The following is an 18,817-nucleotide window of genomic DNA, read 5'->3' on the forward strand; positions in this document are numbered from 1 at the left end:
TCCCAGCTTCGCAGGTGCCGCTGACAGTTCTGCGGGGACGCTCGGTAGGCTCGCAACGTGAAGGTCACCCAGGAACTCGAATCCCGCATGCACCCCGACGCGATCGCCGGCTTCCGGCTCATGCTCGCCGAGGCCCGCGTGAGGGACACGATTCTGCTGCCCGAGCGGGCGATGCAGCGGATGGTGGGACACGTGCAATGGATCCTGCGCCGGGTGGGTGCCGACGGCATCCGCCTCACCGATGCCGGCTACCTGCCGCCGGTCGATGTGCTCGCGGCGACGACGGAGCTCGACTGGGGCTGGCCAGTGACGGTCAACCGTGAGGTGCACATGCTTCCGTTGCAGGAGCTGCGTGACCACCTCCGTCGGGTCGGGCTGCTGCGGGTGAGCAAGGGTCGCCTCATGCTCACGAGCAGGGGTCGGGCACTCGCCGAAAACCCGCGTGAACTCTGGTGGCACCTCGCGCGCACCATTCGCACGAGCCGCTCGCCCGTCGAGGCGGACGCGACGAGCCTCCTCCTGGTGCTCATCGCCCGGCGGGGTTTCACCGAGGCCGCCCTGTTCAAGCAGGCGCTCGCGCTCGGTCTCGAGACCATCGGCTGGGGGCAGAAGAACGGCGAGCGCCTTTCCGCGGATGCCGCGTTCCAGGTCGTGCTCCCCAAGTGGCGCCTCTTCAACCACCTCGGCGTCTTCGAACGGAAGCCCCGCGACTACCTGAACTGGACGATCACCCCGGGCGGGGCCGCCTTCGCCCGCGCGGCCCTGCAGAGCGAGGTCTAGCCGCGGAACACCCGCGCTCGCCGGCTGCCGCTCAGGCCGCGATGCCCGACCCGATCGTCGTGAGGAAGAGCGGCACGAGGGCGGCGAACTTGGCGAAGGTGACCAGCGTCGTGACGACGACGATGCCGGTCCAGACCCAGATCGGGGTCAGGCCGCGGCCCGCCTGGTTACGCACGACGATCGAGCGGCCGATCACGTAGATACCGGAGGAGAGGAAGGTCCAGGCCCAGTGGAACGGGCGGGTGAACCCGTCGGCGAGCAGCCGGCGCCGGTCGAAGTAGGCGAGGGTGACCGACGCCGCGTAGACGGCGATGCTGAGGAGCTGGCTGAGGACATCCGTCGCCGACGTCGTCGTGCCGGTGGAGCCCTCCGACAGCCCCCGGTTGAAGTCCGCGGTGAGGTCGGTCGACGCCACGTTGATGAGCGACAGGAGCGGCAGCAGCGTGATGATCCAGATGGCCGCGGTGTAGACGGGCGTGTCCGGTGAGAGGACCCTGGTCGGAGCGAGGCGCCCGTAGACGGGAGGCTCGGGATAGTGCAGGTCCATGGTCCAGGCCGCGCCGTTCCACCAGCGCTGGCGAGGGGAGCCTGCGGGGTCCGGATACCAGCCCGCCGCGGGAGCCGCCGCGGGCATCGGAATGTAATTGCCTGATCCGTCGGTCATTGTGCCCCCACCTAGTCGATTGCGGTCAGTCTAGGGCCTCCGCTACGGGACCAGGGGGAAATCGCGGACCTGGCCCGGGGCGAGCCAGGCGTCCTGGCCCTCCACCCGTACCCGGATCGGCGGGGCACCGCCGGCGCTGAGTGTCACGCGCAGGTTCGTCGACGTGAGCTCGAGCCGGATCGGGTGGTCCCGGTAGTTGATGCTGAACGAGAACGCACCGAGCTCCGCGGGGAGTACGGGGTGGAGCCAGAGGATGTCGTCGCGGATCTCGAGGCCGCTGTAACACCGCACCATCATGTCCACGGACCCCGCCATCGCGCCGAGGTGGATGCCCTCGTGGGTGGTGCCGCCCTGGATGTCGGCGAGGTCGCTGTCCAGGGCCCTGGTCAGGAACTGCCAGGAGCGCTCCCGGTCGCGACGGGCCTCCACCCAGGAATGCACGACGTTGCTCAGGGTCGACCCGTGCGTGGACCGGGACCCGTAGAAGTCCACCGTGGCGACGACGGCCTCCGGCGGCAGCGGGTACCCCAGCCCGTGCAGCAGCCTCCGCAGTTCCTCGGCCGAGAACAGGTAGAGCAGCATCAGCACGTCGGCCTGCTTGGACACCCGGTAGTTGTTCGTGCTGTCGCCCTCCGCGTTGAGGATCAGGTCGAGCCGGCCGAGGTCGCCGTAGCGGGCGCGATACCCCGCCCAGTCGAACTCGGGGAGCGCCTCGTATCCGTCGAACTGGCTGGGCACCCCTCCAGCCAGGAACGACAGCCGGAGCCGGCTGCCGATGTGCCGCCAGCGGTCGACCTCGCCCGGGCGCAGGCCGAGCCGGTTCCAGAGCGGCCGGCAGCTGCGCCCGTTCAGCACGGCGACCATGTCGACGGCCCGCGCCATCAGCCAGGCGGTCATCACGTTGGTATAGGTGTTGTTGCGCAGCCCCGTTCCCGGCGCTCCGGGGGCTCCATCGTGGAATTCGTCCGGTCCCATGACGCCGGTGATGTCGAAACGGTCGGCGCTCTCGTCGTACGTGGCCAGGGCCGCGAAGAACCGGGCGACCTCCAGCAGCAGTTCGGCACCCTGGTGGACGAGGAAGTCGACGTCCCCTGTTGCCTGGTAGTACGTCCACACGCTGTACGCGACGGCCAGCCCGACGTGGCGCTGGTTGTGGGAATGATCGGGCATCCACTCGCCGGTGCGCGGGTTGAACAGTTCGGCCGGGGTCACCTCCCGCCCGTCGATGCCGCTCTGCCAGGGGAACATCGCGCCCTCGAGACCGGCGGTTCTCGCGGCCGCCCTGGCCTCGGCGAGGCGCCGGTACCGGTAGCCGATGAGCGCCCGGCTCAGGTCGGGGCGGCGCAGGGTGAGTACCGGGTAGACGAAGACTTCGTCCCAGAACACGTGCCCCCGGTAGCCCTCCCCGGTGAGCCCACGGGCGGGGACGCCGGCGTCGAGGTCGGCGTCGACGCCGGCGAGGGTCTGCAAGACGTGGAAGGTGTTGAGGTTGAGCGCGAGGGACTGGTGCTCGTTGTCGTCGAGGTTCACCGCGAACTCGTCCCAGAGCCCGCGCCATTCACGTTCGTGCGCGATGAGAAGGTCCGCCGGGTCGGCGACTCGGCGCATCCACGCGGTCACGGCGAAGGGCGCCGACACGACGGCACGGTCCCTCGACGTGCCGACGATGACGGTCTTCTCCACCCGGACCGGGCGTCCAGGCTCGAGGTGCAGCTCGAACTCGTGCGCGACGGAGCCGGGTTCGCTCAGGAATCGTCGGGCCACCGTGATCTCCTGGGGTGGGCCTGGCCGATCCGCGCCCGCAGGGTCGGCCTCGAAGACCCGGGTGCGCGCGGCCATCGCTATGTGCACGCCCGAGACGGTGGTTTCCATTTCGAGCAGCACGGTGCGGTCGTCGACCTCGGTGCGGGCACGTGGCATCAGGTGCCTGTTCGTGAGCGCGGCATCGGCCGCCACATTGCGGTTCGCGACGCGGCCGTCGACGGCCGAGCGCACCGTCACAGGGCCGGACCAGCCCTCAGCCTCAAAGGTCGTCTCGAGCACGGCGACGTGCGGGTCGGACTGGGACACGAAACGCCGCGAGGTGACCGTTGTCGTGTGCCGGTCGGCGTCCCGAAAGCGGATGACCCTGGTCAGCAGGCCGCGCCGGAGGTCGAGTTCCTGCCGGTAGTCCAGGACTCCGGGATCCTCTGGCCGGAACCAGTCCGCGGTGCCGATGCGGAACGACAGGGCGAGCCAATTGGGGGCGTTGACCATGTGCTCATCGTCGCGGGAATGGCTGCCGAGCTCGGTGTGAACCGGGTTGTAGACGCCGGCGAGGTAGGTGCCCGGGTAGTGCACGGCATCCGCCGAAGCCTCTGGGGAAGCGCCCCGCGTGCCCCAGTATCCGTTGCCGAGGGCGCAGAGTGCTTCGCGGACGCCCTCGGTGGCCGGGTCGAAGCCCTCGAAGCGCAGCACCCAGGCGTCGGCAGCCGCGTCGCCGCCCGCGACGGCATCCGCGACGGTGCTCGGCGGGCGCCTCGGAACGGTGCTCGCATCGGCGGTGTTGCTCGGCCGGACGGTCGGGACCATGGCGCACCCTTCTGCGGTCATCCGTCCGGCGAAAGCCCTCGTGCATGCCCGTCGCCGGCCGGTGCTTGGATAGGGGGATGACCTTTGCACCGGATTCGCACCCAGAGTACATCGACGACCTCGCCGGCTTCATCGCAGCGTCGCCGTCCTCGTACCACGCCGCCGCGGAACTCGAACGAAGGCTCGAGGCCGGTGGATTCACCCGGCTCGACGAGCGCGATGAGTGGCCGGGCAGCGCGGGCAGCACGGTCGGCGCGAACGCGGCCGTGGCCAGGCGGCACTTCATCGTGCGCGACGGCGCGGTCGTCGCCTGGGTGCAGCCGGCAGGGGTCGGCCCGGTGTCGCCGTTCCGCATCCTCGGTGCGCACACCGATTCGCCCGGCTTCAAGCTCAAGCCGAAGCCGACCATCGGCAACCGGGGCTGGCTGCAGGCCGGCGTCGAGGTCTACGGCGGCCCGCTGCTCAATTCCTGGCTCGACCGCGAGCTCGAACTCGCCGGGCGCCTCGTCACCCGAGACGGCACGGAGCACCTCGTGCGCACCGGCCCGTTCCTGCGCATCCCGCAGCTCGCCATCCACCTCGACCGTGACGCCAACAACGGCCTCACCCTCGACCGCCAGCGCCACCTGAACCCGGTCTACGGGGTCGGCGACCTCGATGCCGCGGACCTGCTCGCCCACCTCGCCGGCCTGGCCGGGCTCGAGGCGGCGGATGTGGCCGGTTACGACCTCCTGACCGCCGACTCCGCGGCCCCCGCGCGCTTCGGCCTCGGCAACGTGCTTTTCGCCGCCGGACGCCTCGACAACCTGTCGTCCGTGCACGCGGGACTCGTCGCGCTCCTCGCGGTCACGGACGACGACACGGCCGGTCTCGACGCCGCCGCGGGCGTGGTCCAGAGCACGAGTGTCCTCGCCGCCTTCGACCACGAGGAACTCGGTTCCCAGACCCGTTCCGGCGCGAGCGGACCGCTCCTCGACGATGTCCTGACCCGGATCGGGGCCGGACTCGGCGCATCCGCCTCGGACAAGCTGCGTGCGTACGCCACCTCGTGGTGCCTCTCGGCCGACGCCGGACACCTCGTGCACCCGAACTACCCAGAGAAGCACGACCCGGTGAACCTGCCGGTCCCCGGCGCGGGCCCGCTGCTCAAGATCAACGCGACGCAGCGCTACGCCACGGATGCCGCCGGTGCCGCCCTCTGGGCCCGCACCTGCGCGCAGGCGGGCGTTGCCTACCAGGAGTTCGTCTCGAACAACACGGTCCCGTGCGGCTCGACGATCGGCCCGCTGACCGCGACCCGGCTCGGTATCCACACGGTGGACGTCGGCATCGGGCTTCTGTCGATGCACTCGGCCCGCGAACTCTGCCACGTGGCCGACCCGGTCGCACTGAGCGCGGCGATCGGCGCCTTCTTCGCTCCCGGGGAGTGACGGCGGCCCGACGAGGGGGTAGCGGATACTTCCACTATCGGATATTCTCACTATCAGATAGTTCATGTATCTGATCGGATGGTCGTGTGCCGTCCCGAAGGAGAATTCCATGGCCACCCAGCTTGTCGTCGGCGCCGGTTATCTCGGCAGTGCCCTTGCCCGTGCCCTTGTCGAGCGCGGAGACACCGTCGCTGTCGCCACCCGTTCCGGCACCGCCGTTGCCGGCGCGACCGCCCGCATCCTGGACGCCGCGGACGCCGAGGCCTTCGCCGCGGCGGCCGAGGGCGCGGCCACGATCTTCCTCACGACCGGACCGCGTCAGTACAACCGTTGGCCGGAGCTCTGGCCGCCGATGTTCCGGGCCGCCATCGTTGCCGCGCGCCGATCCGGGGCCCGGCTCGTGCTGATGGGCAACCTCTACGGCTACGGAGAGGGCAGCCCGATGCCGATGACCGAGGCGACGCCGCAGCATCCGACCGAGCCGAAGGGCCGGGTGCGCACCGAGGGCTGGGAACTCGCCCTCGCCGCCGCGAAGCGCGGGGAGATCCAGGTCGTGGAGGTGCGCGCGAGCGACTACTTCGGCCCGGGCGCGGGCAGGACCTCCCAGCTCGGGAGCGCCTTCTTCGGTCCGCTGATCGCCGGAAAGACCGCGCGCGTGTTCGGGAGCCCCGACGCCCCGCACAGCTGGTGTTATCTGGCCGATATCGTCGCGACCCTCCTCGCGGCGGCGGACTACCGGGGGTCGTGGGGTCGCGCCTGGCACGTGCCGGCGGCCGAACCGCTCTCTCGCACAGAGCTCGCCGCCCGCGTCAACGCACTCACGGGCAACCGCGGGAGCCTGGCCAGGCTCAGCCCAGCGATGTTGCGCGTTCTGGGGATGTTCGTGCCGTTCATCCGCGCCGCCAACGACTCCGACTACCAGTTCACCGCCCCCTTCGTCGTCGACGCCGCAGAGACCGAACGACTGCTCGGTGTGGCTGCGACACCCTGGGAGGAGTCCCTTCCCGAGGTCATCGCGAGCTACCGTGCCCTCGAGGCCGCCGGACTGCAGGCCCAGGACGAGCGATGAGAATGGCAGAGCTGAGCACCCGGAGCGGGACCGCCGTCGCGACGATCAAGTATTACCAGCGTGAGAACCTCCTCGCCGGCGGGGAGCGTTCCGGACCGAACCAGGCGCTGTACGCGGAGTCGCACCTCGAGCGCATCCGCCTCATTCGCGGCCTCACCGAGGTCGGCGGGCTGAGCGTCGCGGCCGTCCGGCGGGTGCTCGAGGCCATCGACTCCGAGCTGTCGCTGCCGGAGACCTTCGAGATCGCCCAGCACTCGGTGTCGGCGACGATCGATGAGTCCGCGGTGAGCGCGAAAGCCCTGGCTCGGGTGGACGCCCTCACCGCCGGCTGGCATGTCTCGGCGGCGAACCCCGGCCGACTGGCCGCGGCCCGGGTCGTCGACACCTTCGCCGAGGTCGGCCAGACCGACGCTCGCGGCTGGTTCGACCGGTACGCCGCCGCCGCCCTGCTGGCCGCCGAGGCCGACATCGACGAACTGGATGCGCGGGTCGACCGGGCCGCGAAGGGCGAGACCGTCGTGGTCGGCACCGTTCTCGGCGACAAGCTCTTCTCCGGCCTGCGCCGCGCCGCGCAGGAACACATCGCCGCCCTTCGCTACGGCATGCCTCCCGAAGCGGCGCCCGAGCCCGCGCCGGGGTCCGCACCCGAGGCTGCACCCGACCACACCCCCTGAACATCGCACGAGAGCACGAGAGCACGAGAGCACGAGAGCACGACAGCACGAGCTACCGCACCGCCACGCCCGACCGACAGAACAGGGAGCGCCCCATGAACACCCCCGAGTTTCCAGAGACCCCGGCGTCAGGCACCACGGCACCGCCGGCATCCGCCGACAACCGGCGAGCGATCACCGCGTGGCCCGCGCTGCGCACCCTGGCCTGGCATCGACCGCTGCTCGCGGCGACCGCGGCCATGGCGGTGCTCGTGGTGGTCTGCCTGGTCGGCCTCCTGGTCGATCCGCGCAGCCTCACCGGCGCGCCGGTCTGGGCCAAGCCGCTCAAGTTCTCGATCAGCGTGCTCGTCTACGCGGCGAGCCTCGCCTGGCTGCTCGGGATCCTTTCGGCGCGTCGTCGCCGACTGGCCTGGTGGATCGGCACGGTGTCGACGATCGCACTTGTCATCGAAATGGTGATCATCGTCGGCGACGCCGCCCTCGGCATCACGAGCCACTTCAATGTGTCCACCCCGGTGTCCGCGACGCTCTGGTCGGTGATGGCATTCTCCATCGTGCTCGTCTGGATGGCCGCCCTCGTCACGGCGCTCCTGCTGTTCCGTACGGACCTCGGCGATCCGGCCCGCGCGCTCGCGATCCGGGCCGGCACCGTGATCGCCGTGCTCGGGATGGGCCTCGCCTTCCTGATGACCGGGCCGACCGCCGCGCAACTCGACCACTTCCAGGGCATCGCCGGCGCCCACACCGTCGGCGTCCCTGACGGTGGCCCGGGGCTGCCGCTCCTCGGCTGGAGCACCGTCGCGGGTGACCTGCGGATTCCGCACTTCGTCGGCATGCACGCCCTCCAGGTGATCCCCCTCACGGCACTGCTCCTCGAGGTGCTCGCCCGACGGGTGGCGCTCGTGCGCCCGCCGACCGTGCGGTTCCGGCTGCTCTCTGTCGTCATCGCGCTCTACGTCGGAGTTCTCGCGATCCTCACCGGCCAGGCGCTCGCGGGCCAGTCGATCGTGCGCCCCGATGCGCTCGTGACGACCCTCACCATCGCGCTCGTCGCTGCCGTCGCCGTGGCGGCGACGCTCGTGCTGTCCGCAGCCTCCCGCGCCGCGATTCCGCCCACGGATGCCGCCGTGCCGTGAGGTGTCGCAGATCGAGGTTAACTGGGCCCGGGAACGTCGATCTGCGACACCTCAGCGTCGGGCTCTGGCGCGACGCGAGCACGGGCGATGCGGTCGATGCGGGTCCGGGCCGCGTCCTCCGACGTCGACGACGCGCCGAGCAGCATCCGCACGATCCCGAGAACCGCCCCGGTCGCCCACACGACGGGGAACACCGAGCGGCGCAGCCCGAGCAGCCGCCGGTACTCGCGGGGGAGCGATGCGACCGCACCGGCGAACATCACCCGGTAGAACGGCAGCATCCCGCGCCGCAGCGGCGGATTGCGGATGAAACGCACCGCCTCGGCGACGCGCTCGTCGCTCTTCAGTACCCCGGCATCCGTGAAGGCGGCCAACTGGGCGGCGAGCTCCGCCGCCGACCGCGGCGGGTGCTGCACTCCCACCAGCTCGCCGGCCTTCGCCCACTCGCGCACGTACCCGTCAGCGCCACCCGGGATGCTGCCTCCCCACAGCTTGTGGGACTCGAGGAAGGCATCCGTGAAGACGATGTGCACCCAGGAGAGCAGCTCGGCGTCCCCGGCGGCGTAGGGCCGCGAAACTCCCGCCGCATCGAGGTAGGTGCCCGTCACCCGGTCGTGGAAACGCCCGACCCGCGTCGACTCGTCGGTCGCGACGGTCGTGTCGGCGAAGGTGACCGTCACAAGCCACTGGATCGTCCCGGAGAGGCGCCCGAGCGGGTCCTCCCGGTACCGCGACCAGTCGTGCACCCCGGCCATCGCGCCCGGGTGCAGGGTCTGCATCAGCAGCGCGCGGATCCCGGCGACCATCGTCGCCATCCCGCCGTGCACCGCCCACGCGGCCGACCCCGGTCCGAAGAAACCGGCGTCCTCGCCGAGTTCCATCTTCTCCACCCACGAGGGCCGTCCCTCGGAGTTTCCGGACAGCGTCGAGAGGAGATGCGACCGCCAGCTGTCCGTGAACCTGCCCATACCCGAGGTTAACCGGCGCCGGCTGGGCATCCGCCCCGAACGGCACGACCGGCGGAATCTGATGCGCTTGCCCGGCTCTAGAATCACGACCATGCCGGTGCCCCGATTCCTGTTCGCCGACCAGCTCGGACCGCATTTCGATGACGGCGGACCGATCGTCCTGGTCGAGGCCGTCGGGGTCCTTGGCCGCCGGCCGTACCACCGGGCGAAGGCGCACCTGATCCTCAGCGCACTGCGGCACCGGGCGCGGGAACTCGGCGATCGGGTGGAATTCCTGCGCGCGGAGCACTATCGCGACGTGCTCTCCGGACGCCCGCTCGAGGTGATCGATCCCACCAGCTGGGGGGCGCGGGCGCTCGTGGCCGAACTCGGGGCCGACGTGCTGCCCAGCAGGGGTTTCGTCACGAGCGAGGCCGACTTCGCGGACTGGGCGGCGGGCCGACCGGCCTCCCGGCTGGTGCTCGAGCAGTTCTACCGCTCGGTGCGCGCCCGGACCGGCGTCCTGATGCGCGGCCCAGACCCCGAAGGCGGCCGGTTCAACTTCGACCACGACAACCGCCGCCCGCCGCCCCGTGGGGCCGTCGGCCTCGGCCTGCCCGACCCGTGGACCCCGGTCGAAGACGAGATCGACGCCGAGGTGCGCCGCGACCTCGACCGGCTCCAGGCGGATGGCCGGATCACCCTGATCGGCCGGGACGGACCGCGACGCTTCGCCGCGACCCGGGCCGAAGCCCTGGCCGCCCTCGACGACTTCATCGAGACCCGGCTGAACGACTTCGGTCCCTTCGAGGACGCGTCGCTGCGCGGAGACGATGCGATGGCGCACTCCCGGTTGAGCGTTCCGCTGAACCTGGGGCTGTTGCACCCGCGGGAGGTGATCGATGCGGTCGTCTCGGCCCATGCGAGCGGCGCGGCGCCGCTGCAGAGCGTCGAGGCGGTCGTCCGCCAGCTGATGGGCTGGCGGGACTGGGTATGGCACCTCTACTGGCACCTCGGACCCGACTACGTCGGCGACAGCAATTTCCTGGGCGCCCACGAGCCGTTGCCCCGGTCGTTCCGTGAGCTCGACGGCTCCGGCGTGCGCGCGGCGTGCGTCAGCCACGTGCTGAACGCCGTTGCCGACACCGGCTGGGCCCATCACATCCAGCGCCTGATGATCCTGGGCAACCAGGCCATGCAGCGCGGCTATCACCCGGGCGAGCTGAACGACTGGTTCATTGCGGCGTTCGTGGACGGCACACCGTGGGTGATGCCGGCCAACGTCGTCGGGATGTCCCAGCATGCCGACGGCGGCATAGTCGCGACCAAGCCATACGCGTCGGGCGGCGCATACATCTCGACGATGAGCGATTTCTGCGGCGGCTGCCCGTTCAACCCGAAGAAACGACTCGGCGAGGATGCCTGCCCATTCACGGCCGGCTACTGGGCCTTCCTCGACAGGGTCGAGCCGCGCATCCGCGGCAACCACCGGATGAGCCAGCCGCTGGCCGGACTGCGACGTCTCGCCGACCGTGAGGCCGTCGTCGCGCAGGAGCGCTCTCGCACGGTGTGGTGAGCTCCCGGGTTCTTTCGAAGCGTTAGATTCAGGGGGAGGGCGCTCGTGGCCGGGGCGCGAGACGGAGGAAACCGGGATGAAGATCGAGAACATCGAACTGCGTCGGGTGCGCCTGCCGCTCGTCAGCCCGTTCCGTACCTCCTTCGGCTCGGTGTCCGAGCGCGAGGCCCTCCTCGTGCACGTGACAACGGCGGATTCCGAGGGCTGGGCCGAATGCGCCGCGGAGGCCGAGCCCCTCTACAGTTCGGAGTTCCTCGACGGCTGCGAACTCGTGATCCGCGACCACCTCGCCCCGCGGCTGAACGCGGCCGGCGAACGCCTCACCGCCGAGCGGGTCGCACCGGCGCTCGCCGCGGTCAAAGGGCACCGGATGTCGAAGGCCGCCCTCGAGACCGCGATCCTCGACGCCCAGCTCCGCACCTCGGGAGTCTCGTTCGGGGGCTACCTCGGAGCGGTGAGCGACCTCGTCCCCGCCGGGGTCTCCGTCGGGATCATGGACTCGATCGACCGGCTCCTCGCCGCCGTCGAGGGCTACCTCGACGAGGGGTACCTCCGGATCAAGCTCAAGATCGAGCCGGGCTGGGATCTCGCCCCCGTGCGTGCCGTGCGCGAGCGCTTCGGGCCCGACGTGCTGCTCCAGGTCGACGCGAACACCGCATACACACTCGCTGACGCCCGCCACCTCGCCAGGCTCGACCCCTTCGACCTGCTCCTGATCGAACAGCCGCTCGCAGAAGACGACATGCTCGGGCACGCCGCCCTCGCGACCCTCATCCAGACCCCGGTCTGCCTCGATGAATCGATCGAGTCGGCCAGGGACGCCGCCGCAGCGATCACCCTCGGCGCGTGCAGCATCATCAACGTCAAGCCCTCCCGGGTCGGCGGCTACCTCGAGGCCAGGCGGATCCACGACGTCGCGGCCGCCCACGGCGTTCCGGTCTGGTGCGGCGGCATGCTCGAGACCGGCATCGGCCGGGCGGCGAACGTGGCGCTCGCCGGGCTGCCCAACTTCGTTCTTCCGGGGGACACCTCCGCCTCGAGCCGCTACTACGCCCAGGACCTGACGAAGCCGTTCGTGCTCGAGGACGGCCACCTCCGGGTTCCGACCGGGCCGGGCATCGGCGTGGAGGTGCTGCCCGACGTGCTCCACGACCTCACCGTGTCGAGTTCGGACATCCGTTTCTGATCCAGCGGCACGAGAAGTCCTCGACCTGCGCGGTCAGGCGGAGTAGCGTGAAATCGGGGGCGGGTCCACTGCCCCAGAAGCCGGAGTCGCCATGTCCTCGCTCTCGAACTACGGGCAGGTGATCGCGGCCACGACTGTGGCGCTCCAGTCGATGCTCGCCGGGTCGCCCTTCGGACTGAACGTGACGGCGCGCAGCCTCGACGTCGCACGCACCGGGGTCACCGGGTCGTCGATCAACCTGTTCCTCTACAGCGACAGCCTGATCAGCTATCGCGAGGCGAGCGCACAGCATGGGCCCAGCCGGGTCATCGCGGAGTTGCGCTATCTCGTGAGCGCCTTCGCGGCCGACATCGAGGACACCGACGCGGCAAGCCACCGCGACTTCGGCACCGCACAGGCCGCGATCGAACGGCATCCGGTACTCACGGTTCCCGTGACGTCGAGCGAGAAACTCCAGGTCTGGCTCACCCCCTCTCCGCTCACGACCGAGGTGCTCACCTCGCTCTGGCAGGCATCCGCCGCCCCCCTGCGCGTTTCGTTCGCGGTGATGGCGTCATTCACACTCGACACGACGGAACGGGTCACGAAGCTCGGAACGATCCGGGACGTCGTGAAGCTCGCGGGCGCCGGGGCGATCGCCGTGTTCAGCGGCACGGATGCCGGTGCGAAGGCCGCGGCGGCGGCATCCGCTGCGAGCGAGCTCGGCAAGGCCCTCGTCACCGTCGGGCTCGACAGTGTCGTCGCGTCGTCCCCCGAGGAGACCGATGCGACGCTCGATCGGCTGTTCGAACGGGTGAAAGAAGAGGGCGCCGTACTCCTGGTCGACGACGCCGACGCCGTCTTCGGCGTGCGCCCCGAGGAACTCGACCCCGACGACCCGTACGCCGCGATCGACGTGGGAGCGGTGCTCGACCGGCTCGGGAACGCCCCGAGCGTCGTGATCATCGCGCTAACGGATCTCTCCGGCGACGAGCTCGCCGATCGCGCCCGGGTCGAGGTGCGGTTCCCCGCTCGCTGAAGCCCCGCTTACGCTGAGGGAATGCCCTCGTTCCGGATCACCATGACCATCGGCAGCCTGCAACCCGGGGTCGCCCCCGACTCCGTCCTGCCGGCTGCTGCGGCCGCCGCGGCCGAGCTCACGACCGTCGAGGCGTCCGACCTGGCCGTCGTGGCCGGTTCGGCGCGCGCGACCGTGCGCTTCACCGCGGACGATGCGGCCTCAGCGGTCCGAATCGGCGCGCACACCCTCGCGGGCACCCGCGTCCGCGCGGGAGTGATCACGTGGCAGGTCACCGAGCGCGTCCACGGCCGCTGGCTGCCCGTCCACTGACCCCGCTAGATCAGGGTGCGGAGCGCGTCCTCAACCGTCAGCCCGAGGCGCGCTGCGTGTGCGGTGAGGCGGGCGTGCTGCTCGGCGGTGAGCGTGAGGGAGACCTCATGTGCGGCGGCGGGGTCTGCGGCGTCGTCGAACGAGAACAACTCCGGATGCGCCGCGCGCGCGGGCGGAGCGGAAACGGCCCGGCGCACGGCCGGCTTCGGCTCTCGCGAGGCGGCACCGGCTGCAGGGCCGACCGCAGGAACCGCAGGGGCCGTCTGGGCCGCCGGTGCCGCCGGGGTGCCCGCCCGCACGAACCCGGGACCCTTCGGGATCGGCCCACCTCGCTGGTACGCCTCGGAGACGGCCCTGGCCCGGGCATCCGCTGCCTCGTTGAGCGGATGGTTCGCGTGTCCCTTGACCCATTCGAACCGGTAGCGACGGCCGGCGAGCGCCGCGTCGATCTCCTGGAGCAACTCGAGGTTCAGCACCGGCTTGCCGTCGGCCTTGCGCCAGCCCTTGGCCTTCCAGCCGCGCATCCACTTGGTCACCGAGTTGATCACGTACTGGCTGTCGCACAGCACGAGGAGGTCCTCGTCGAGGTGCGCGGTCGCGCGGAAGAGCTCGAGGACGGCCTTGAGCTCGCCCTGGTTGTTGGTGGCGTGCTTCCAGCCGCCGGCGTCCCAGCAGGAGTCGTCGACGTACCAGGCCCAGCCGGCCGGTCCCGGGTTGCCGAGGGCCGAACCGTCGGCGGCAGCGGTGATGGTCATGGTGGCCTCTCCTCGGGGAGCGGTCTCGCTCCCCGGTGTTCTTCCCTATTTTCGCATTGACCGGGTGGAGCTAGCCGACGACGCAGTGCCCGGGCTCGACGGAGTCTGTGAGCGATGCGGCCTCTGCGGCGACGGGGGTGACGGACTCCATCGCGAGGGCGTAGCCGATGTTGGCGGTGACCGTCGACTTCGCGAAGACGACGCCGACGACCTTGCCGTCCTGATTGAGCAGCGGCCCGCCGGACTCGCCGTGCTGGATGTCCGCCGCGAGCGTGTAGATCGACCGGGAGGTCGGATTGTCGCCGTAGATGTCACCGACGACAGCCGGTGCGACCGCGACGACCTCCGCGGGTCCGGTTTCGAACGGTCCGCCGTACGGATAGCCGTCGCTCACGGCCAGGCTTCCTGTCGCGAGGTCCGCACCGAGGCCGAGAGGTTCGGCATCGAGCCCAGCGACGGCGATGACGGCGAGGTCGGCCGCCGGGTCGAAGTACACGACGTTTCCCGCGCGGGCCGTGCCGTCAGCCGACTCGACGACGGGCTCTGAGACGCCCGCGACGACGTGCGCGTTGGTCAGCACCCGGCCCGGCGCGATGACGAAGCCGCTCCCGGACTGGTTCTGCCCGCAGGTATATGCCGTCCCGACGATCTTGAGCACGGAATCCTGCGCGGCGAGCAGTTCGGCGCTCGTGCCGGTGACGACGGGAACCGTGGGCACCGGCCCGTTGAAGGCCTCGATGACCCGAGGGATGCCCTCGGTGACGACCATCGCACGCAGCTGGGCGAGGAAGGCCTTGACCGGATCGGGCGTGAGCGAGTCGATCGACCGCACCACCGTCGACGAGGCGATCGCGGGCGACAGGACCGGCACCCCGAGCGACCCGATGCTGAAGGCGAGCATCGACACGATGCTCGCTGCGACGACGACGGCGATGCCGGCGCCGAACACCCGGTCGACGACGAGCAGCCGTCTTCGGGCCGCTCGGGGACGGAGCACCCTGCCGAGGGTTCCGCCGATCGACAGGCCGCCGAGCAGGAGGACGGCGGCGGTGGCGAGGGTCGCTGCGGTGCGCCACTCCGCTGCAGGCACCCAGGCTCCGACGAGCGGAACGAGGAAGTATGCGGCGATACCGCCGGCGACGAGGCCGGCGATGCCGCTCAGGCTGCCGATCAGGCCGCTGCGGTAGCCGGAGACGACATAGCCCAGCAGGAGCAGGACGAGGAGGACGTCCACGATGGTCGAAATGGGCATAGCTCCAAGACTACGTGGGGAGTTATGCACAGGTTGCGTTCCTTGCGCGAGTTATGCACCGATCCCCAGCGAGCGCACCCGGGGAGGGAACGCCCCGGGAGAGTGTCCGCATGACACCGACCATCGTGAAGACCAAGGAAGCCCACGACTTCCTCGCCCTCGTGCCACAGCTCGCCGGGTTCCAGCCCGAGCGCAGCGTGGTCCTCGTCGCCTTCCGCGGCAACCGCACCTGCGGAGTCCTGCGCTTCAACCTGCCGGAACCCGACCTCGCACGCACGGTCCTCCGCCGCGTCGCGACCACTCTCGTCGGCACGCTGTGCAAGATCGAGGGGGTGGACGCCGTCGTACCCGTCCTCTACACCGACGAACGGTTCGCGGACGTGCCGGGCATCCCCGGTGAGCGCTTCGCGGAAATCCTGGGCCGCCGGGCCGAACTGTCCGGCTTCCTCGTCCGGGATTCCCTGTGCGTCGCCGCAGACGGCTGGGGTTCCTATCTCGACCCCGCCTGCCCGGCGGGCGGGCGGCCGCTGTCCGAGATCGCGGAGTCCCCGGTGAACCGCGACCTGCCGCCGGAGGCCCGGCGTGAACTCGGGCACCTCGTGAGCCGGGCCGACCTGCCGAAGGTCGACCTCGCGCTCCGGGACCGCTGCGCCAGGAGGCTGACCCGGTACGAATGCCTCGGGTCCCAGGTTCCCGACGCGCCCGACCTGCCCGAACTCGTGGCCATGGTCGGGGACATCCTCGACCCGGTGTCGACAACGGAGGCCGCGCTCGAACGGGACCCCTCCGCTCTCGACGCCGAACAGGCAGCAACCCTGCTGTTCCTGCTGAAGAGCCCGGCCCGGCGCGACCAGGTCATGCTGCAGATCGCGTTCGGCGAGGAGATCGGGCGGGTGACGCACGAACTGAACGAACGGTATGCCGCGATCCAGCGCGAGACCGGCCGCAGCATGGACGACATCGTCGCAGAGGAGCAGGCCGGATCCGGCGCAACGGGGGACCTCGCGCAGACCGGCGACCTCATGCTCGGATCCGTCTCGCAACGTCCTGACCCTGAACGGATCGAACGCGGTATCGACCTCCTGAAGACACTGGTCGCGCTAGCTCCGAAACGAGTGCGCCCCGCGCCACTGTGCATGCTCGCCTGGCTGTCGTGGGCGCTCGGGCGCAGCTCGGTCGCCGGGATCTTCATCGACCAGGCCCTGGCGATCGACCCGGAATACGGCATGGCCAGGCTGCTGCTCACCGTCGTCTCCGCCGGGCACCTGCCCGAGTGGGCGTTCGCGGTGCCGGCGGATGACGCCGGTGACACCTGATCGACCACGCGAGCGGCACTGCGGGGTCGAACGCTGGTGCTCCGCCGTTCCGCCGGTGGTGCACCACAAGCGAAACGGCGGAACCCCAGCGCTCGGTGTCCTGCCCGCGACTCCTACAGGTACTTCGGGGCCTCCGCGAGCACGCCGTAGAGGATGTCGCCGATCTCGCGGAACTCGGACGGACCGATGGTCAGCGGGGGAGCGAGCTGCACGACGGGGTCGCCGCGGTCGTCGGCGCGGCAGTACAGCCCGGCGGAGTAGAGCGCCTTGGACAGGTAGCCGCGAAGCAGGCGTTCGGATTCCTCGTCGCTGAACGTCTCCTTCGTGCCCTTGTCCTTGACGAGTTCGATCCCGAAGAAGTAGCCCTCGCCGCGCACGTCGCCGACGATCGGCAGCGCGAGCAGCTTCTCGAGCTCGGCGCGGAAGATCGGCGAGTTCGTGCGGACGTTCTCGTTGAGCCCTTCTTCCTCGAAGATGTCGAGGTTAGCGAGCGCGACCGCGGAGGAGACCGGGTGCCCGCCGAAGGTATAGCCGTGATAGAACGTCGTGTCGCCGTGCTTGAACGGCTCGTAGATGCGGTCGGAGACGATCGTCGCGCCGATCGGCGAGTAACCGCTCGTCATGCCCTTCGCGCAGGTGATCATGTCCGGTTCGATGCCGAAGGTCGTCGAGGCGAACATGTTCCCGATCCGGCCGAACGCGGTGATGACCTCGTCGGCGACGAGGAGCACGTCGTACTTGTCGCAGATCTCGCGCACGCGCTTGAAGTAGCCGGGGGGCGGCGGGAAGCATCCGCCGGAGTTCTGCACGGGCTCGAGGAACACGGCGGCGACCGTCTCAGGCCCCTCGAACTGGATCATCTCCTCGATCCGGTTCGCTGCCCAGAGGCCGAACTTCTCGATGTCGTCGCCGAAGCCGGAGCCCATCTCGTCCGCCCGGTAGAAGTTCGTGTTGGGCACCCGGAGGCCACCGGGGGTGACCGGTTCGAACATTTCCTTCATCGCGGGGATACCCGTGATCGCGAGGGCTCCCTGCGGCGTGCCGTGATAGGCGACATTGCGGGAGATGACCTTGTGCTTGGTCGGGCGGCCCTGAAGCTTCCAGTAGTACTTGGCGAGCTTGAACGCGGTCTCGACGGCCTCGCCGCCACCTGTCGAATAGAAGACGCGGTTGAGGTCGCCGGGAGCGAACGAGGCGAGCCGGTCGGCCAGCTCGATCGCGTTCGGGTGCGCGTACGACCAGATCGGGAAGAACGCGAGTTCCTCCGCCTGCTTGGCGGCCGCCTGGGCGAGGCGCTTGCGCCCGTGCCCGGCATTGACCGTGAAGAGGCCGCTCAGGCCGTCGATGTACTTCTTTCCGTTCGAGTCCCAGATGTGGTGTCCGAGGCCCTTCGTGATGATCGGAACGCCCGCGCCGGATTCGACGACCGACTGGCGTGAGAAATGCATCCAGAGGTGGTCCTTGGCCTTCTGCTGCATGGCCGCGTTCTCGGCGTCCGTGTAGACGGTGGGCCCGGCATCCTCCGGCGTAGCGGCGGCATCCGCACCGGTCGCGTCAGCGCTGACGACCGCGGGCGAAGCGGGAACGGATTCGAGCAAGGGTTCTGAGAGTGTCATTTTTTACCGTGTTCCCCAGTTGTAGAACTGTTTGTGGAGTTTGAGATAGACGAATGTTTCAGTGGACCTGACCCCGTCGAGGTTGCGGATCTGGGAGTTGAGCAGGTCGAGGAGCTCATCGTCGTCCTCGCAGACGACCTCGACGAGGATGTCGAAGGAGCCTGCTGTCAGCACGACGTAGTCAACGGCCGGCATCGCGGCGAGCAGTTCCGCCAGTATCCGGGTGTCTCCCGAGGCACGGATGCCGATCATGGCCTGGCGGAAGAAACCGAGCTGCATCGGGTCGGTGACGGCCACGACCTGCATGACCCCGCCATCCGTGAGCTTCTGCACCCGCTGGCGCACGGCGGCCTCGCTGAGTCCGACGGCCTTGCCGATCTCCGCGTACGACCTGCGCCCGTCGACCTGCAGCTGCTCGATGATTTTCTTCGAGACGTCATCGAGGGGTACCGGCTTGCCCGGCGTGGTACGTCCGTTTGCGACCATCCAGCGATTATGCCAGCGAGACCCTCCCT

The 18,817-nt window shown here is 69.9% G+C and carries 17 protein-coding genes; 10 read left to right on the plus strand and 7 right to left on the minus strand.

The window, feature by feature from the left end; translation table 11 throughout:
- Nucleotides 1–57 precede the first annotated feature (57 nt).
- Complete coding sequence (locus tag E3O46_RS08265; protein WP_134445897.1) at nucleotides 58–780, plus strand: hypothetical protein; 723 nt, start codon at nucleotides 58–60, stop codon at nucleotides 778–780.
- A 31-nt stretch (nucleotides 781–811) separates the two neighbouring features.
- Here E3O46_RS08265 and E3O46_RS08270 read toward each other — a convergent pair whose 3' ends face one another.
- Nucleotides 812–1,444, minus strand: coding sequence for a DUF2510 domain-containing protein (locus E3O46_RS08270; protein ID WP_134559542.1), 633 nt, complete (start codon nucleotides 1,442–1,444; stop codon nucleotides 812–814).
- Between the two features lie 42 nt (nucleotides 1,445–1,486).
- Nucleotides 1,487–4,015 carry a glycoside hydrolase family 65 protein gene (locus E3O46_RS08275; RefSeq protein ID WP_241987368.1) on the minus strand — a complete coding sequence of 843 codons (2,529 nt, stop codon included), beginning with the start codon at nucleotides 4,013–4,015 and terminating at the stop codon, nucleotides 1,487–1,489.
- A 77-nt stretch (nucleotides 4,016–4,092) separates the two neighbouring features.
- On the opposite strand from E3O46_RS08275, the gene E3O46_RS08280 reads away from it, so the two are divergent.
- From E3O46_RS08280 to E3O46_RS08295, 4 genes are all read left to right on the plus strand, one after another.
- Nucleotides 4,093–5,445 (plus strand): M18 family aminopeptidase, encoded by a 1,353-nt coding sequence (locus E3O46_RS08280; protein ID WP_134561505.1) that lies wholly within the window; start codon nucleotides 4,093–4,095, stop codon nucleotides 5,443–5,445.
- A 109-nt stretch (nucleotides 5,446–5,554) separates the two neighbouring features.
- The gene (locus E3O46_RS08285; RefSeq protein WP_166791048.1) at nucleotides 5,555–6,514 is read left to right on the plus strand and encodes an NAD-dependent epimerase/dehydratase family protein; all 960 of its coding nucleotides are present in this window, start codon (nucleotides 5,555–5,557) and stop codon (nucleotides 6,512–6,514) included.
- Complete coding sequence (locus tag E3O46_RS08290; RefSeq protein WP_134445892.1) at nucleotides 6,511–7,188, plus strand: MerR family transcriptional regulator; 678 nt, start codon at nucleotides 6,511–6,513, stop codon at nucleotides 7,186–7,188. Before E3O46_RS08285 ends, E3O46_RS08290 begins: the two co-directional genes overlap by 4 nt.
- A 95-nt stretch (nucleotides 7,189–7,283) precedes the next feature.
- The gene (locus tag E3O46_RS08295) at nucleotides 7,284–8,324 is read left to right on the plus strand and encodes a hypothetical protein (RefSeq protein ID WP_198413704.1); all 1,041 of its coding nucleotides are present in this window, start codon (nucleotides 7,284–7,286) and stop codon (nucleotides 8,322–8,324) included.
- Nucleotides 8,325–8,341: 17 nt separating this feature from the next.
- On the opposite strand, the gene E3O46_RS08300 is transcribed toward E3O46_RS08295, so the two are convergent.
- Complete coding sequence (locus tag E3O46_RS08300) at nucleotides 8,342–9,292, minus strand: oxygenase MpaB family protein (RefSeq protein WP_134445891.1); 951 nt, start codon at nucleotides 9,290–9,292, stop codon at nucleotides 8,342–8,344.
- A 91-nt stretch (nucleotides 9,293–9,383) separates the two neighbouring features.
- Here E3O46_RS08300 and E3O46_RS08305 point away from each other — a divergent pair, with 91 nt between their 5' ends.
- From E3O46_RS08305 to E3O46_RS08320, 4 genes are all read left to right on the plus strand, one after another.
- Nucleotides 9,384–10,847: a cryptochrome/photolyase family protein gene (locus E3O46_RS08305; RefSeq protein WP_134561507.1), complete on the plus strand. Its 1,464-nt coding sequence runs from the start codon at nucleotides 9,384–9,386 to the stop codon at nucleotides 10,845–10,847.
- A gap of 76 nt (nucleotides 10,848–10,923) precedes the next feature.
- Nucleotides 10,924–12,033, plus strand: coding sequence for an o-succinylbenzoate synthase (gene menC, locus E3O46_RS08310; protein WP_134445890.1), 1,110 nt, complete (start codon nucleotides 10,924–10,926; stop codon nucleotides 12,031–12,033).
- A gap of 91 nt (nucleotides 12,034–12,124) precedes the next feature.
- Complete coding sequence (locus E3O46_RS08315) at nucleotides 12,125–13,051, plus strand: Pvc16 family protein (protein ID WP_134445889.1); 927 nt, start codon at nucleotides 12,125–12,127, stop codon at nucleotides 13,049–13,051.
- 21 nt (nucleotides 13,052–13,072) lie between these two features.
- Entirely contained in the window at nucleotides 13,073–13,363 is a 291-nt protein-coding gene (locus E3O46_RS08320; RefSeq protein ID WP_134445888.1) for a hypothetical protein, read from the plus strand.
- A 5-nt stretch (nucleotides 13,364–13,368) separates the two neighbouring features.
- Here E3O46_RS08320 and E3O46_RS19010 read toward each other — a convergent pair whose 3' ends face one another.
- Nucleotides 13,369–14,118 (minus strand): RNase H family protein, encoded by a 750-nt coding sequence (locus E3O46_RS19010; protein WP_134561508.1) that lies wholly within the window; start codon nucleotides 14,116–14,118, stop codon nucleotides 13,369–13,371.
- Nucleotides 14,119–14,188: 70 nt separating this feature from the next.
- Complete coding sequence (locus E3O46_RS08330; RefSeq protein WP_134561509.1) at nucleotides 14,189–15,370, minus strand: MarP family serine protease; 1,182 nt, start codon at nucleotides 15,368–15,370, stop codon at nucleotides 14,189–14,191.
- Nucleotides 15,371–15,480: 110 nt separating this feature from the next.
- Here E3O46_RS08330 and E3O46_RS08335 point away from each other — a divergent pair, with 110 nt between their 5' ends.
- The gene (locus E3O46_RS08335) at nucleotides 15,481–16,686 is read left to right on the plus strand and encodes a DUF4192 domain-containing protein (RefSeq protein ID WP_166791049.1); all 1,206 of its coding nucleotides are present in this window, start codon (nucleotides 15,481–15,483) and stop codon (nucleotides 16,684–16,686) included.
- Nucleotides 16,687–16,799: 113 nt separating this feature from the next.
- On the opposite strand, the gene E3O46_RS08340 is transcribed toward E3O46_RS08335, so the two are convergent.
- Nucleotides 16,800–18,302 carry an aspartate aminotransferase family protein gene (locus E3O46_RS08340; protein WP_255454089.1) on the minus strand — a complete coding sequence of 501 codons (1,503 nt, stop codon included), beginning with the start codon at nucleotides 18,300–18,302 and terminating at the stop codon, nucleotides 16,800–16,802.
- A 3-nt stretch (nucleotides 18,303–18,305) separates the two neighbouring features.
- Complete coding sequence (locus E3O46_RS08345) at nucleotides 18,306–18,788, minus strand: Lrp/AsnC family transcriptional regulator (protein WP_134445884.1); 483 nt, start codon at nucleotides 18,786–18,788, stop codon at nucleotides 18,306–18,308.
- Nucleotides 18,789–18,817: the final 29 nt, after the last annotated feature.

The sequence above is a fragment of the Cryobacterium glucosi genome (genome assembly GCF_004402235.1).
Taxonomy (GTDB): Bacteria; Actinomycetota; Actinomycetes; order Actinomycetales; family Microbacteriaceae; genus Cryobacterium; species Cryobacterium glucosi.

Excerpts from the sequence above, each read along its gene's own strand:
- E3O46_RS08295 (WP_198413704.1), top strand. The coding sequence starts at position 7,284 with ATGAACACCCCCGAGTTTCCAGAGACCCCGGCGTCAGGCACCACGGCA.
- E3O46_RS08285 (WP_166791048.1), top strand. The coding sequence starts at position 5,555 with ATGGCCACCCAGCTTGTCGTCGGCGCCGGTTATCTCGGCAGTGCCCTT.
- E3O46_RS08270 (WP_134559542.1), bottom strand. The coding sequence starts at position 1,444 with ATGACCGACGGATCAGGCAATTACATTCCGATGCCCGCGGCGGCTCCC.
- E3O46_RS19010 (WP_134561508.1), bottom strand. The coding sequence starts at position 14,118 with ATGACCATCACCGCTGCCGCCGACGGTTCGGCCCTCGGCAACCCGGGA.
- menC (WP_134445890.1), top strand. The coding sequence starts at position 10,924 with ATGAAGATCGAGAACATCGAACTGCGTCGGGTGCGCCTGCCGCTCGTC.
- E3O46_RS08320 (WP_134445888.1), top strand. The coding sequence starts at position 13,073 with ATGCCCTCGTTCCGGATCACCATGACCATCGGCAGCCTGCAACCCGGG.
- E3O46_RS08315 (WP_134445889.1), top strand. The coding sequence starts at position 12,125 with ATGTCCTCGCTCTCGAACTACGGGCAGGTGATCGCGGCCACGACTGTG.
- E3O46_RS08280 (WP_134561505.1), top strand. The coding sequence starts at position 4,093 with ATGACCTTTGCACCGGATTCGCACCCAGAGTACATCGACGACCTCGCC.
- E3O46_RS08305 (WP_134561507.1), top strand. The coding sequence starts at position 9,384 with ATGCCGGTGCCCCGATTCCTGTTCGCCGACCAGCTCGGACCGCATTTC.
- E3O46_RS08345 (WP_134445884.1), bottom strand. The coding sequence starts at position 18,788 with ATGGTCGCAAACGGACGTACCACGCCGGGCAAGCCGGTACCCCTCGAT.
- E3O46_RS08340 (WP_255454089.1), bottom strand. The coding sequence starts at position 18,302 with ATGACACTCTCAGAACCCTTGCTCGAATCCGTTCCCGCTTCGCCCGCG.
- E3O46_RS08330 (WP_134561509.1), bottom strand. The coding sequence starts at position 15,370 with ATGCCCATTTCGACCATCGTGGACGTCCTCCTCGTCCTGCTCCTGCTG.
- E3O46_RS08300 (WP_134445891.1), bottom strand. The coding sequence starts at position 9,292 with ATGGGCAGGTTCACGGACAGCTGGCGGTCGCATCTCCTCTCGACGCTG.
- E3O46_RS08275 (WP_241987368.1), bottom strand. The coding sequence starts at position 4,015 with ATGGTCCCGACCGTCCGGCCGAGCAACACCGCCGATGCGAGCACCGTT.
- E3O46_RS08290 (WP_134445892.1), top strand. The coding sequence starts at position 6,511 with ATGAGAATGGCAGAGCTGAGCACCCGGAGCGGGACCGCCGTCGCGACG.
- E3O46_RS08335 (WP_166791049.1), top strand. The coding sequence starts at position 15,481 with ATGACACCGACCATCGTGAAGACCAAGGAAGCCCACGACTTCCTCGCC.